9 protein-coding genes are annotated in these 12,959 nt (G+C 62.5%); 4 read left to right on the top strand and 5 right to left on the bottom strand.

Features of this window, described 5'->3' with window-relative positions; translation table 11 throughout:
- Positions 1 to 8: 8 nt before the first annotated feature.
- The 4 genes from CFOUR_RS11135 to CFOUR_RS11150 all read right to left on the bottom strand — a co-directional run bounded on the left by CFOUR_RS11135 (position 9) and on the right by CFOUR_RS11150 (position 9,947).
- Positions 9 to 4,562 carry an Eco57I restriction-modification methylase domain-containing protein gene (locus CFOUR_RS11135; RefSeq protein WP_085958575.1) on the bottom strand — a complete coding sequence of 1,518 codons (4,554 nt, stop codon included), beginning with the start codon at positions 4,560 to 4,562 and terminating at the stop codon, positions 9 to 11.
- Positions 4,563 to 4,566: 4 nt separating this feature from the next.
- On the bottom strand, positions 4,567 to 7,422 hold the full coding sequence (locus CFOUR_RS11140) for a DEAD/DEAH box helicase (protein ID WP_085958576.1): 2,856 nt from the start codon (positions 7,420 to 7,422) through the stop codon (positions 4,567 to 4,569).
- A 102-nt stretch (positions 7,423 to 7,524) separates the two neighbouring features.
- Positions 7,525 to 8,076 (bottom strand): hypothetical protein, encoded by a 552-nt coding sequence (locus CFOUR_RS11145; protein ID WP_085958577.1) that lies wholly within the window; start codon positions 8,074 to 8,076, stop codon positions 7,525 to 7,527.
- A 428-nt stretch (positions 8,077 to 8,504) separates the two neighbouring features.
- Positions 8,505 to 9,947: a DUF5129 domain-containing protein gene (locus CFOUR_RS11150; protein WP_085958578.1), complete on the bottom strand. Its 1,443-nt coding sequence runs from the start codon at positions 9,945 to 9,947 to the stop codon at positions 8,505 to 8,507.
- 118 nt (positions 9,948 to 10,065) lie between these two features.
- Between CFOUR_RS11150 and CFOUR_RS11155 the strand changes: the two genes are divergently transcribed.
- From CFOUR_RS11155 to CFOUR_RS11170, 4 genes are all read left to right on the top strand, one after another.
- On the top strand, positions 10,066 to 10,500 hold the full coding sequence (locus tag CFOUR_RS11155) for a hypothetical protein (RefSeq protein WP_085958579.1): 435 nt from the start codon (positions 10,066 to 10,068) through the stop codon (positions 10,498 to 10,500).
- Between the two features lie 156 nt (positions 10,501 to 10,656).
- A complete protein-coding gene (locus CFOUR_RS11160) occupies positions 10,657 to 11,022 on the top strand; it encodes a hypothetical protein (RefSeq protein ID WP_085958580.1) in 366 nt (121 codons plus the stop codon).
- 159 nt (positions 11,023 to 11,181) lie between these two features.
- On the top strand, positions 11,182 to 11,577 hold the full coding sequence (locus tag CFOUR_RS11165; RefSeq protein ID WP_085958581.1) for a hypothetical protein: 396 nt from the start codon (positions 11,182 to 11,184) through the stop codon (positions 11,575 to 11,577).
- A 172-nt stretch (positions 11,578 to 11,749) separates the two neighbouring features.
- Positions 11,750 to 12,229 (top strand): hypothetical protein, encoded by a 480-nt coding sequence (locus CFOUR_RS11170; RefSeq protein WP_290179501.1) that lies wholly within the window; start codon positions 11,750 to 11,752, stop codon positions 12,227 to 12,229.
- Here CFOUR_RS11170 and CFOUR_RS11175 read toward each other — a convergent pair whose 3' ends face one another.
- The gene (locus CFOUR_RS11175; protein WP_085957090.1) at positions 12,230 to 12,937 is read right to left on the bottom strand and encodes a hypothetical protein; all 708 of its coding nucleotides are present in this window, start codon (positions 12,935 to 12,937) and stop codon (positions 12,230 to 12,232) included.
- Between the last annotated feature and the right edge of the window lie 22 nt (positions 12,938 to 12,959).

The raw sequence follows: 12,959 nt of genomic DNA on the forward strand, positions 1-12,959 counted from the left end.
AGGTCTGCTTACGCTTCTGCAAATTTCCACCACGCTTTTTCCAGGTCTTCGCTTCGATTCATTACTCGGAATGGCAACTCGAATACGTAAGTAGTGCCCGACTGAGGATGAACCCAGGTTCTGTCAGATGAACTTAATTCGGCCCCAGTGATAGATCCGCTCCGCTTCAATACCTCTGGCGGCACTTGCCTGCCATTAGCATCCAACACGATTCTGTTGTCAGCTCTCTTTTGGACGGGAAACTGAGTTTCATAGAGCGCAACAAGATCAGAACTTGTCAACCCCAGTTTATGCGCCATGATGGCATCAATTTCATTCTGAGCCCTGTACCTATCGCTGGCCTTTCGAAATGGAGTGTCATATTGCCACTCTTCCCCCGTCATTTGAAGCCACAACGGAGCGTAAGCGTCTGTGAGTGCGTTTAGCCGCAAGAATAGGCCACCCATGATCTTGTCGAGCTTTGCATCTTGAACGAATGGGAGTGACAAGACGGAGGAAGGGTAGAGGTTTGAATACCCAGCTGAGCGAACGATGAAATCCATTGCCAAAGTGCTCAGATTAGCTGCAGCCACTAGGTCTTCATAACGCCGTACCGGGCCGACGCTTTGAATCCCATTAATGTGGGCAGCATCAGGCGGCAGGATAGCTACAAATAGTGACCTTGCATTCTTAACCTGGGCCATTAATCGCCAAGAAATTCGGTAGCAATCGAGAACTGGAATTGTCGAACCAGAAGCGGCGTCTTTCCAACTTCCATAACTCTCCCGCGTCACGTCTAATGAACGCGCATATTCCGAGTTCGGAACGGCGTTATGTTCAAGAGCCTCGAGATCAATATCGACATATTTCGCGGCACCGCTAACCGCCACGCACTCTTGCGCCATTGGCAGTCCGATTCTGATTTGCCGCCCTTTCATGACCACCTGATTCCAAGCGTCCGCCTTACCGCTCCTTCGATAGTCGAAGACGCCTTTGCGCCTGTCGACGGATTCATCCCATCCTCGCGATGACTGAAGACCCAACGTGGTCATAGAAGGAAAACCCGTATAAGCGGAGAGCAATTCTTGCGAAAGCTTGTTTACTGAATAGACGATGCGAGCCTCACGAGGTGTCGACTCTTCGTCCTGCCAGAACGAATTCCAGGCTTCCAACACTTTGAGGTCAACCGTATTGATCCTCGACCGATGGGGCGAGAGGTCCCATTCGCCGTCATCTGTCTTAAAGCCAGGCTGGGGTCCACTTCCATCATGGGAGAGTGAGGCCAGTGCGGTACGCGGATGATACAGAGACGATGCATTTAGAAAATTAGGGCTATCTTGCATTTGCGCCGAAACATTGACGCTAAAAGTCTGCTTACTGTCCGGCCCCTCGAACAACGGAAGACGGTTCTCGAACTGCCAGTGGCGCCTCAGACGTAAGTATGCTGCGCGCCGTAGCGACGCAGCCTTCTTTTCAGTGAAGTGGGATTCGGGATGGATCAGGGAGGTGACCCCGCGCACCCTTTCGTTACGCCAGGTCCGCTCTATAAACCCGCGGTACAAATCCGGCTGTTGCCCGATGAGGTGCGGATACCGGGTCACATCGGTAAGCACCGCAGATGTCGCTACTGACTCGCCGAGGCCTCGATAGACCACCTCACGCGTCTGTTCATCCTCGTTCCATCTCTCCCGACGCGCCTTCTTCTCCGCCTGCGTCGGCTTGTGAGCGAGGGAGAACCAGGGATCGGCCTCTGAGTACAACGCGTCTAGATCGGTTCGAGGCCGCACCCACGGCGGGTTGCCCACCTGCAGGTCAAAGCCGCCGCGAGCGAAGACGGCCGCGAAGTCCAAGTCCCAGTGGAAGAAACCCTGGTCGGCGGCGACGGACTGCACCACGCGCAGCCACCGGTGGTTCTCCAGCACGGTCTCGATCTTGCGGGCACCGGAAAGGCCAATCTCGGTGCGCTCAAGCTCGACCAGTTCGTCCCAGGTGTTGGCGCTGGCAAGGCGGATCTGGCTAGTGTCGCGGGCTTGGGTATCCACGCCAAGGACGTCGGTAAGCGTGGCGAGCCACTCATCGAGGTCGGGGAGGGCATCCACCTCGGTAAGCGGCCAGAAGGTCAGGGCGTTCCAGGCGTCCATGATGAGACGCAGTCTGAGGTAGGCGCCCTCGACGTCGTGAAGCAGCTCACGCTCGACCTGCTCGCGGCGCACATTCTTCGAGTTTCGCTCCGGGATTAAACCCCACAGGTCGATGTCGCGGAGAATCTGGTCTTCGGCAATGCGCATTTTGGACAGGGTGATGGTCCAGAGCGTCTCCACGCGAGTGGCGAGGTTGGTTAGCTTCTTCGCCTGCTCCTTTGTGGGTGCCTTGCCGGTGACGGATTTCTTCCACGCCTTCATGGCCTTGACCTCGTCGGCGGCCAGCTTCTTCAGGTCCTTGGCGTCCGCTGCCGCACCCCAGGTGGCGGATGGCAGGAGGAACTGGTGGATGCGGCCAGCGGCGTAGGTGTCACGGGTCTCGCCGGCATCGATGGCAGCTGCGAGGTTTTGCACCGGCTCGCGGCGGGGGACCGCGGAAAGCCACTCGCGTTTCTTCAACTGCGCAACTGCGTAGGTGGAACGCAGCGCACCGATGAGCGAGTTGCCGCGACGCAGGTGCAGGCCGAACCACGGGGCCTTGAGCTGCGGGGTCATAGTGTCCAGCCACAGGGAGATCTCCGCGAGCTCCACGGCGGTAGGGTTCAAGTCCACGCCGTAAACCTGGTGCAGGGCGATGTGCGCTTTGATCCTTTGTAGCTCCACCGCGCGTTTCTCCGGGTCCACCTGCGTGTCCAGCTCGTCCTCACGCAGCTTGAGGTAGAGCTCCGCGAGCTGGCGCACAGCCTCCACAGCGAAGGCGCCGGAGCCCATGGCGGGCTCGCAGATGGTCAAGCTGAGCACGTCCTCGGCAGCTTCGATGCGGCCTTCCTCCTGCAGGACCTCGATGGCCTGGCCGACGGTGAACTCCGTGAGCACCTGCGGGGTGTAAAAGGACGCGGAACGCTCCCGGTCGCGGCTGGACTGGCGGAACACAAACGAGCCAGCCGGGTGGAGGCGGCGCGTCTTGGCGGTGCCGCCTTCCTCCATCTGCTTGGTCTCCATGACAAAGCTGTCCTGCGGGACCGTGTCCGCGGCACCTGTGGGCAGGACCCAGGAGCCCTTGGAGGCATCGCCCTTCGGCGCGACCTCGTACAGGTCTTCCTGGGCGATGAAGCCGTGGTAGGACATCAAGCCCTCGTAGACCTGGCCCAGCTCCGTTACACCAAGGGTGGCGTAGGAGATGAAGCCGCGGTCCTTGCCGGCGGAGACCTTGGACAGCAGCAGGTTCTGCAGCACGTTGGTCAGGGCGGCGTTGGAGAGCCTGACTTCGTCGATAAGCCAGGTGGCTTCGCGCTTGAACAGGTCGGCCTCCAGGTTGCGGAAGGTCAGGCCCTGGTTCTGCGCGTCCTCGTCGGCGTCTGCGGTCTCCAGCGGGTCGTGGCCGTCGTTGACCTGGGTGAACAGCAGCTGCAGCGAGTCATACAGGTGGGTACCCCGGCGCGCCTGGTCCGTCACTGGGGGAGTGAGGATGTGATCGCGCAGGCGGTCCAGACCGTAGCCAGCCACGTACTCGGGTGTGCCGGTGGGCAGGATGGCCAGTTCCGGGGAGGCTTCTGCGAACAGCAGGAAGAGGATGCGGTAGAGGTAGCGCAGGGACTGGTGCGCCAGCTCGTTGCCATCGACTCCGTCGATGGGGAGGTGCTGCTCCCGGCGGCGGTTAAGCACGTCGTTGCCGATGATCTCGATGGATTCGCGCACCGCGTCGCGCAGGTCGCCGGAGACTTTCACCGCGTGCTGCTGGGATTCCTCGCGGGTGTCCGCCCACCAGGTGGTGCCGTCAGCGGCGCGCTCCAGGTTCTCGCGTGCGAGGATGACGGCCACGCGCTCGAGCTCGCCGGCCTTCTTCGTGTCATTACGCTCCACCGCCAACTGCAGGTTCACGGCCAGGTAGCGGCCCAGCGGCCAGGATTCGCGCTCCGCAAGCAGCGCCCACGGGCCCGCGAGGACCACGATGAACTCCGGCGGCTCGGCGGCGAGGAAGAGGTCTCCCACCAGCTTGGACACCTTGGCTTTCTCCGGGTCCTTGCCTTCTGCGGCGACGCCGCCGACAACGGGCAGGGAGGTCAGGTCCTCCTCAGTGGTGTCCTCGCTCGGCTCGGCGCTGATGACCACCAGGGTGCCCGCGTTGCCCACACAGCCCTGGTAGGTGAACGTGTCCCCGGCGCGGGTGTAGCGCTGCTCCGCCGGTGTGCCGTAGCTGAACGCGGTGCGCACCAGGGCGTCGGTTTCATTTTGCGTCGCAAAGCCCTTTTGCAACTCGCCGCGCTCGGCTTGGAACCGCTTGACGGGGGAGAGGGTTCCCGTTTCCTCCTCCAGCTGCGCCCATTCCTTCGTGCGGGCCTTCACGCGTTTGGTAAAGGACTCGCCTTTGGTCTCGTCGGTGGTGAAGTAGTGGTCGCTGATCCACTCGTCGACGTTGATGATTGAGTCGTAGCTAGCCATTGATCTACTGCTCCTTCGGCAGGACGAGTACGAGGGGGCGGATAAGTTCACGGTCCGGTTCAAGCGAGGCGATCAGCGCGCGTTCCTCCGCAATGAGGTTTTCAGACCGGCCCACGCGCAGCATGGTCTGGCTGTCGTCCTTGGCGTGCTGCCAGCGGTCCGCGCGGTCGATCCAGTACTCGATGCGGCTGGTGGCGTGATTGCGGGCGGCGGCCATCATCGGCTGCAGCTGGTTGCCCGCCACCTCAACGGAGGAGGCCACGAGCTCCTGGGCGTTGTCCGGCAGGGTCAGTGTCTCCGGGTTGATGGCGTGCTCCGTCAGACCGATGCCGCGCAGCCACGCCACCGGGTCCTCGATGGTCTTGGGCAGCATGCCGCCGGCGACGGTGACAAAGGCGCGGGAGACCACCTGGCCGCGCTTGTTGGTCAGCGTGGCCATGAGCAGCACGGTGGGCATGTCCACCTCGCCCGCGATGGCGGTGATCTGGCCGGCGGAAAGGGAGGCGAGTGCGCGATCCGTCGCCCAATCCGTCACCGGGTGCAACGGGCCGAGGAAGTGCGCCTTCGGCCACGTGGAGCCGTCCTGGCCGGTGCGCGCGTTGCGCAGGACGGTGTTGCCCACGGCGGTGTTGGTAGCCAGGAGGAAATTCTCCCGCACCTTGCGGTCCGCTAGGTAGTCCTGCGGCAGGATGTCCAGGCGGCGGCGCAGGTCTTCCGGGGGAGCGAGCTCCGCCACGCCGTTGTTGCCCAGCTCGTAGGCCACACCGCCCGCGCTTAAGGGCCTTTCCGGGGCGCCGTAGAAGGCCTCCTTCAGCGCGTCTTCCAGGTAGCTGATCTCCGAGGGGTACAGGCTGGTCGTGTGCGGTTGGGCTGCGCCCGGTGCCGGTTCTTCCGCAGCATCGAGCTCAAACCCGTAGCCCGCCAAGAGCGCGTCGATGAGGTCCTCCTCCGATTGCGCTTCGGTGGTGGCAACCTGCTCCGGGGTCTTCACCACATCATCGAAGCCGGCCTGGTTCTGGATAACCTTGCGGATCTCATCCTCCTCACCGCTGACGGTGTGCTTGCCAATGAGCGAGCCGACGTCGCCAAGCAACGCATGCGCCTCGTTTTCGCGGTTGATCAGCTTGGTTAGCACGTGCAGCTCGCCGACGTAACCGCCCTGCTTCGTATCCAGCAGGAGTGCAGCGATCTGCGGCGACTCCATCTGCCCGTAGCGGTCCACGCGGCCGTTGCGCTGCTGGATGCGGATCAGCGACCACGGGATGTCGTAGTGGATCAGGTTGTGGCACAGGGTGTGCAGGTTCACGCCTTCAGACGCCACGTCGCCGGTGATCAGGATGCGCAGCTTGGAGTCTTCGCGCTTGAATTCGTCTACAAGCCGCATCTGCTCCTCGTCCGAGAGGCCGCCGTGCATGACCTCCACCGCACCGGCCGGCATCTTCAGGTCCTTGGTCAGGTTCTCTTTGAGCCAGTGCAGCGTAGCGACGCGTTCCGAGAACACCACTGCACGCGTTTTCTTGCCCTTGCCCACGCCGATCTCCTGGAGGTAGTTCACCAGCGCGGCGTATTTGTTGGAGTTCTGGCGGGTGACCTTGGCGTTGAGCTGCGCCAGGCGCCCCAAGGCCTGGCGCTGTTTCGTGTCCGCGGCCGGGACGCGCTTGAGCCGGTTCTCGACGGTCTCGCCGAGCGCGGCGGGGGAGGAGAGGAAGGCCTTGACCAACGTCCACGGGAACAGGCGGTCCTGCGCCGGGTTGGCGTTGGTGTGGATCCAGGTCTGCTCCAGCTCGGCGGCCGCGGCGTTTTCTTCTGCGGACGCCTCCACCGGGATGTTGATCGGGTCCTTGCGCTCCGCCCACTGCTCGCCGACCACACTGGCCACCTCGTCGGAGTGGCGGTGGCGGCGGATGAGCAGGCGGGACACCGCATCCTTGTCGATGGTGCCGTCCGGCAGCACCGCCGTCGGATCCAAAAGGCGCAGAATCTCCTTGAAGCTTTCCGGGTCGCCGTTGTGTGGGGTGGCGGAGGCGAGAAGCAGCGCCTCCGTGGTGGGGGCGAGGGTGCGGGCGAGCTCGTTGTTCTGGGTGCCCACGTTGGTGGCGTTGTGGATCTCATCAATCACCACCGCGTCCCAGCGCACCTTCTCCAGCTGCGCGCGGTACTTCGGGCTCTTCAGCGTGTCCATGGACACGATCACGCGGGGGAAATACGTAAACGGGTTGCGGCTGGCCGGCAGCATCTGGCGCACGCGCTGGATGCCGGTGGAGTCCAGGCGCACCAGCGGGATGGCAAAGCGCGACCACATCTCCTGCTGGAACTGCTCCATGATGTGCTTCGGGGTCACCACCAGGATGCGCTCGCCGCGGCCGCGGCGGATCAGCTCTGACAGGATCATGCCGATCTCGAGAGTTTTGCCCAGGCCGACAGCATCGGCGATGAGGACGCGGGGCCGAAGGTTGGCGTCGCTAAGCGCCTTGCGCACGGCGGTGAGCTGGTAATCCAGCGGATCCATGAGCATCTGATCCGCCACCGACAGCTCCTCCTGGTAGAGGGGCACCGGGATTTGGCGCAGGGTGGTCTCCAGCCACAGGCGCGTGGTGCGGTAGCCGGGGGAGCGGTCCGGCACGACCTCCACCTTGGCCGGGTCGAAGACCTCCACGTTGTCGAGCGCGGTGTAGAAGCTCGCGGTGGTGTCGCGCACATAGTCCGACAGGCCGCGGACCTTGAGCAGGTAGCCGTCGACGGACTGCGTAACGCTGGTGATCAGCCACAGCTCGTCGCGGACCTTGACCATCAGGCCCGGGGCGTAGGCGGTGGAGGTGTTCGGCGCTTGCTGTGGCGCATCCTGCGTGAGCGAAGACATAGTAGGCAGATTAATGGTCTGCGCCGACGCGGGGGAGCCTTACACCGTACGGGTGTTTGAGAGAAGATTTTCGGCGGGATGTTTCACGTGAAACGGCAGGGTTCACTCCTGGCCGACAGGACGGTGGCGGTAGCCGCCCTCGGGGGTGTAGGTCCACTGCTCATTGAAGTGGTCGACAAAGCTGATCCGGTTCACGCGCCACTTGGCTGCGTAGACCATCGGGGTGAATCGCTCGTTGTCGCTGATGGTGACCAAGTCGCCCCACCCGTACTTAGTTTGGGTGTGCTCGATGAAGAATTCGCCAGCGGGAAGCACGACGAGTTTGCGGGATTCCCTGCAAAGTGCCCCCTTTTCAGCGAATTGAACCTCAACCTCAAAGTTATTTACAACCGACGAACGGGGGCCGCTGTTGGTGAGCACGACACCCCACTTGCCGTCGCTGCGCTTCGCCCAGTAGGCGTACACGCTCATCGCCACAGCGTTGCGACGTTCCTCTTCGTCCTTCTCCCGCTCCTCTTCCTGGAACCTCTTGTTGTCCTCGCTGCTTTCGCTCGCAAGCTTGTTTGCCCGCTGCGAAATGACCAACGCCATAGCGCCAAACGCTGCCGCCGCCACTGCGGCAAGTGCGTCAACTAACCCAATGAAAGTGTCCATAGCCAGGACAGTAGGGCAGATGCCGGTAGTTCGCTGGCGAAGGAAACGCGCTGGCAGACGGGGCAAAAGGCAAGCCAAAAAATATTTTCGCGTTATCCCTAGACACATCTCCGGTGATGGTCTATATTCATTGCTGCGAACCCTTTCGCCCACGGTCCACCCCCCGAGACCGGATGAGTACTCACCCACCCCCCCATTTAGAGTACGAGCAGGCGAAAGGGTTCTGCCTTATGTTTCTCTCAGGCGCACTTATGCAATAGAGAAGGCCCGCCACCTCGTGTTCTAGGTGGCGGGCCGCGCTTCGAATTTCTCCAATCACAAGTATAAACACGGATTGATGAAAAGGAAGTTAAAATCAGAAAAGTGACCCATTTCACACCTAACCGGTGTAACGGGGGTCACCCACAGCACAGATCAGCTCACCCGGCTTAGAAGCTGGAGCTGCCGCCGCCGGCGCTAAAGCCGGAGGAAGACACGCTGCCGCCGCCGCTCGAGCTCGCCGCCTGTGCCGCCTGAACATTGGACTCGTGCCAGGAGTGCATATGCACATACGGCACGTACCCGCCGTACCAGAACCCGGAGTCGTACACCGCCGGCGCCTCCAGTTTCTCGTGCTCCTTCACGTCGCTGAACTGCTTCTTCTTCACCTGGTCCAGGATCACGCGGTAATCGCCGAGCACGCGGATGAAGTCGTCGAGGTAGGTGGGGGAGTCCGGGTTGGCGTCGAGCGCCTCGATGCGCTGCATCAAAAGGTCCAGCTCGTTACGCAGCCCGGAGTCCTTCACGTCGCTGCGGGCGCGCAGCACGTCCTCGCGGATGGTGCTCAAATCCGCGCGGCGGGTAGCGGGGTCGCCGTGCTCAACGCCGAAGAGGCGGTCGATGTTGTCCTCGGCGTTGGAGACGTGGTCCACGCTCTCCGCGGCGTCCGCAAGCTGCTTGCGGTGCTTGTACACGTCCTTGTCGTCGCCCATGTTGATCGCGCTGAGCCCCTGCGCGCCGTGCACCAGCTCGTTCATGCCCAGGAAGCGGTCGCGCACCTCGGCCCACTGGCGGCGCAGCGTCTCATCCGCGAACGCCGACGACAGCGAGTTCGCCCGCACATCCACCTCGTCCAAGCGGCCAGCCAACCGGGTGTACTCGCTGGTGACAAGCTCGTAGTCCTCCCGGGCCTTCGCAATTGCCTTACGACGGTTATTGCGCACCGCTACGACACCCGACCCGATCGCCGTGGACACACCGAACCCGCCCATGCCCAGGCCAATCATTGCGCCCTCACGGTCGCTCTCCGCATCGGATACCCGGCGATCGGTCAAGCCGTCCGCATCCATGGCCAGATTCGCCGTGCGGAACAGGCCCGAAGGAATGTTGCCGTCATTCACGCCCGGTTTCATGGCATCGAGGAGTTCTTCGCGGTACGAATCGTCGTTAAGCATGAGCTCGTCGGTGACATCGTCGCCGCCGTAGATGAACGCCTGGCGCGGGTCCATGCCCACGCCCACGATGAGCACGCCGTCGGCCATGTGGCCGTTTTCGCCCTTGGACTGGTCGATCATCTCCGGGTACTGGCTGCGCAACACCTCCTCCACGTCGTCCAGGATGTTTTCGTGGTTGGTCTCGAAGACCATGTAGTGGAAGTTCTTGACCACCTCGGGCGCGTTGATGTTGGCGGTGTCGCGCTGGAGGCGCTGCTCGTCCTCGGGGGAGAGGACATCCTGGGGGTCGTCGATAACCGCGCTCGGCGCGCCGACCGCCTGCACTGCAACCTGGTCGCGCTCCGGAATCTCCACCGAGGTGTACGCCGCGGCAGCGCCGCCCAACCCCACAAGCGCGGAGATTCCCAATACAGCTGCGATTTCGCTCGTCATTCCCATACCCCCAGGATAAACTACGTGTGATGTGCCATGTAACACCATGTGGTGTGAGCGCGATAACCTGATTACACGCGTCAGATAACTGGCAGGTTTCATCGAATTCATCAAGGAGATTGCCATGAAGCGCATCGCCACCGCTGCTGTCGCAGCAACCCTGTCCCTGTCCGCAGTTGCTGCCCCGGCGCTCGCCGCCGACGCAGGCGCTCCGAAGGTCGAGAATACTGGGTCCTCCGAGTACTACACGCAGTGCAAAACCATTAATGAGAAGAACTTCGCCGAATTCGAAGCAAGGAAGGCAGCGGCGAAGACCGACGAAGAGAAGGCCAAGATCGAAAAGGAACAGGCTGAAAACTTCGGCAATTACAACAGCTCCACCCTGTCCGGTGTTTGCATCAAGGGCCTGATGGACGAGCGCAACGGGCACCGCTCCTCCATCCTGGGCCTCCTTATCGGCGTTCCGGTTGCTCTCGTTGCACTTCTCGGCGCAGCAGCAGCATTCTCCGGCGCTATCCCGGGCTTCTCCCTCCCGGCGCTGCCGGGCCTGCCGATGTAATTCGGCTCCCCTGAGCTACTTCCGGCCCGTTCCCCTGCAGCAGGGGAACGGGCCGTTTTTGTCTCATTTTGGAAAACTTCCACGAATTTTGCCCGGGCACTGTTGGACACCTGTTAACGTCATGTCAGGCAGTCCACCTAACACAAGGAGATAGTTATGAAGCGCATCACGACTGCATCCATCGCTGCAGCCACCGCACTGACCATCGTTGCCACCCCGGCTATGGCGGCCGAGGGTGAGAACACCAAAGTCGGCTCTTCGGAGATCTACCAGACATGCAAGAAGCTTGTCGGAGCAGCGAGCGAGGAGGAGCGAGCCAAGATGACAGAAGCTAAGGGTTCCTCCACGCCGGAAGGAATCTGCATCAACGGCATGGTCCGCAACCCGGAAACCCGTGGCGGCGTCATCGCTTTGCTCACCCTGGTCCCCCTCGGCCTGATTGGCCTGCTCGGCGCTGCCGCTGCAGCGACAGGCGCTATCCCGGGCGTTTCCCTCCCAGCCATGCCAGCTCTTCCCATGTAACACCCGCGCAAACACCCGAAGCGGCCTGTTCTCTCCAGCGGGGGACAGGCTGCTTTTTATAGCGCTTTCAGAAAATTCCGCAGAGAATCTCACCTCGCGCCAGCTTTGCATCTGTACCTTGGCGCCCACGCTGAAGCCGACTATCAAAGGAGAATTGCTATGAAGCGTATTGCAACCGCCGCAGCTGCAGCGACCCTGTCCCTGTCCGCCGTCGCCGCCCCGGCCTTCGCCGCTGATGCCGACACCGACGCTCCAAAGGACGAGACGGTCGGCTCCTCCCAGGTGTACGAGCAGTGCAAGACCCGCGAGGAGGAAAAGGCCAAGACCGCAGACAAGACCGCAGACAAGGCCGGCGAGACCGAGAACACTGGTTCTTCCAGCTCCACCGGCACCTGCGTGCAGGAGCTAATTGACAACCCCGACACCAAGGGCGGCATCCTCGGTCTGCTCATCGGCGTCCCGGCTGCACTGGTCGCTCTGCTCGGCGTAGCCGCAGCCGCGACCGGCGCCATCCCGGGCGTTTCCCTCCCGGAGCTGCCGGGCCTGCCGCAGTAGCTTCCACGCCCTTTGGCCCCGTTTCCCCTGGTGGAGACGGGGTCATTGTTTTGCCACAGGCCAGTACGACGATTCTTGGTTGGTTCCAAGTACTCGTTCAGAACCCGCCCGTACAACGTATTCAACCGGGTTCAGCGCCCGGCTCAATTCCGAACACGAGAAGGAGAAGACCTTGTCTGCAATTACTCGTATTGCCGCATCGGCTACCGCACTCGTGCTGGCTGGCGCCGGCCTCACCGCTTGCAACGACAGCGAAGACAGCGGCGACAGCACCTCCAGCGAAGTGAAGACCTCCTCCGCGGGCTCTAGCGGTTCCAAGAGCTCCAGCGGCTCGAGCGGGTCCGCGGGCTCTGCTGGTTCGGCTGGCTCCAGCGGTTCGAGCGGCTCCGCGGGCTCCGCGGGCTCCGCGGGCTCCGCCGGTTCGGCTGGCTCCGCCGGTTCCATGGGCTCGAGTGGCTCCGCTGGTTCGGCCGGCTCCGCTGGTTCGGCCGGCTCCATGGGCTCGGCCGACTCCGCAGGTTCGGCCGGCTCGGCCGGCTCCGGCGCGTCCGCCAACGATCCCCTGGGCGGCGCCGAGATGACCGACGCCCCGCTGGGTGGCGCGCAGGGTGGCGCTGAGGGCGACGCGCTGAGCCCGCAGATCACGCCGTAGTTAGAACGGCTCCCGCACTGCACGGCTGATCACCACAGCGTCTGGTTCGATCCGCTCGTGCAAGTGCCTTTCCACATCATCGTGTCCGTCCGACGTCAACACCCACCCCGCCCAGGCATCCTTGCCGGGGGAGAAGCGGCCGTCGCCCTTACCGATGATGTTTAGCGTGGCATCGCGCATCCATAGTGGGCCCACCAGCGCCGCGTGTTCTGTCCCTTCGAGCGGCGCGAGGTTGGGCTGGTAGGCGACGACGTTGAGGTCGGCGACTGTAGCGTCGAAAAGCTGCTGTGCCACAGGCATGTGCTCAGACATGCCCAAGTAGACCACGGTGGTGAGGGAGAGCTCGCCGGCGGGGTCGTCGCGAAGTGTGAGCTCCGTCAGGCCCCCAAGGCTGGCGGGTAAAAACGTCGGCGCGTCGTGGTCCTCAAAGAAGAATTTTTCGATGGCGTTGTCGCGGTTGGTAGTGGTGAAGTCCACGAGCGCGTTGAGCTCGTACAGCCGCATCTGATCCGGGGCGGGCAGGTTGTCGTAGGCCGCTTGGCAGCGCAGGTCCCAGAGGGTGAACTCGTCATCAATGGGGCGGGGGCGAGGTGAGACCGCCGAAACGACAGCGTCGCTCGTCTCAATGCGCTGACGGTAGAGCGCGTACGCCTCCTCGAGGTCGTCTTCGTGGGCCACGAAATGGGTGGTGACGATTTCGAAGGACATGGGGAAGAGGGTAGTCGATTGC

This window comes from Corynebacterium fournieri, from assembly GCF_030408775.1.
Taxonomy (GTDB): Bacteria; Actinomycetota; Actinomycetes; order Mycobacteriales; family Mycobacteriaceae; genus Corynebacterium; species Corynebacterium fournieri.

Coding starts and splice junctions, on each gene's coding strand:
- CFOUR_RS11135 (WP_085958575.1), bottom strand. CDS start 4,562: ATGGCTAGCTACGACTCAATCATCAACGTCGACGAGTGGATCAGCGAC.
- CFOUR_RS11160 (WP_085958580.1), top strand. CDS start 10,657: ATGAAGCGCATCACGACTGCATCCATCGCTGCAGCCACCGCACTGACC.
- CFOUR_RS11165 (WP_085958581.1), top strand. CDS start 11,182: ATGAAGCGTATTGCAACCGCCGCAGCTGCAGCGACCCTGTCCCTGTCC.
- CFOUR_RS11145 (WP_085958577.1), bottom strand. CDS start 8,076: ATGGACACTTTCATTGGGTTAGTTGACGCACTTGCCGCAGTGGCGGCG.
- CFOUR_RS11140 (WP_085958576.1), bottom strand. CDS start 7,422: ATGTCTTCGCTCACGCAGGATGCGCCACAGCAAGCGCCGAACACCTCC.
- CFOUR_RS11150 (WP_085958578.1), bottom strand. CDS start 9,947: ATGGGAATGACGAGCGAAATCGCAGCTGTATTGGGAATCTCCGCGCTT.
- CFOUR_RS11175 (WP_085957090.1), bottom strand. CDS start 12,937: ATGTCCTTCGAAATCGTCACCACCCATTTCGTGGCCCACGAAGACGAC.
- CFOUR_RS11155 (WP_085958579.1), top strand. CDS start 10,066: ATGAAGCGCATCGCCACCGCTGCTGTCGCAGCAACCCTGTCCCTGTCC.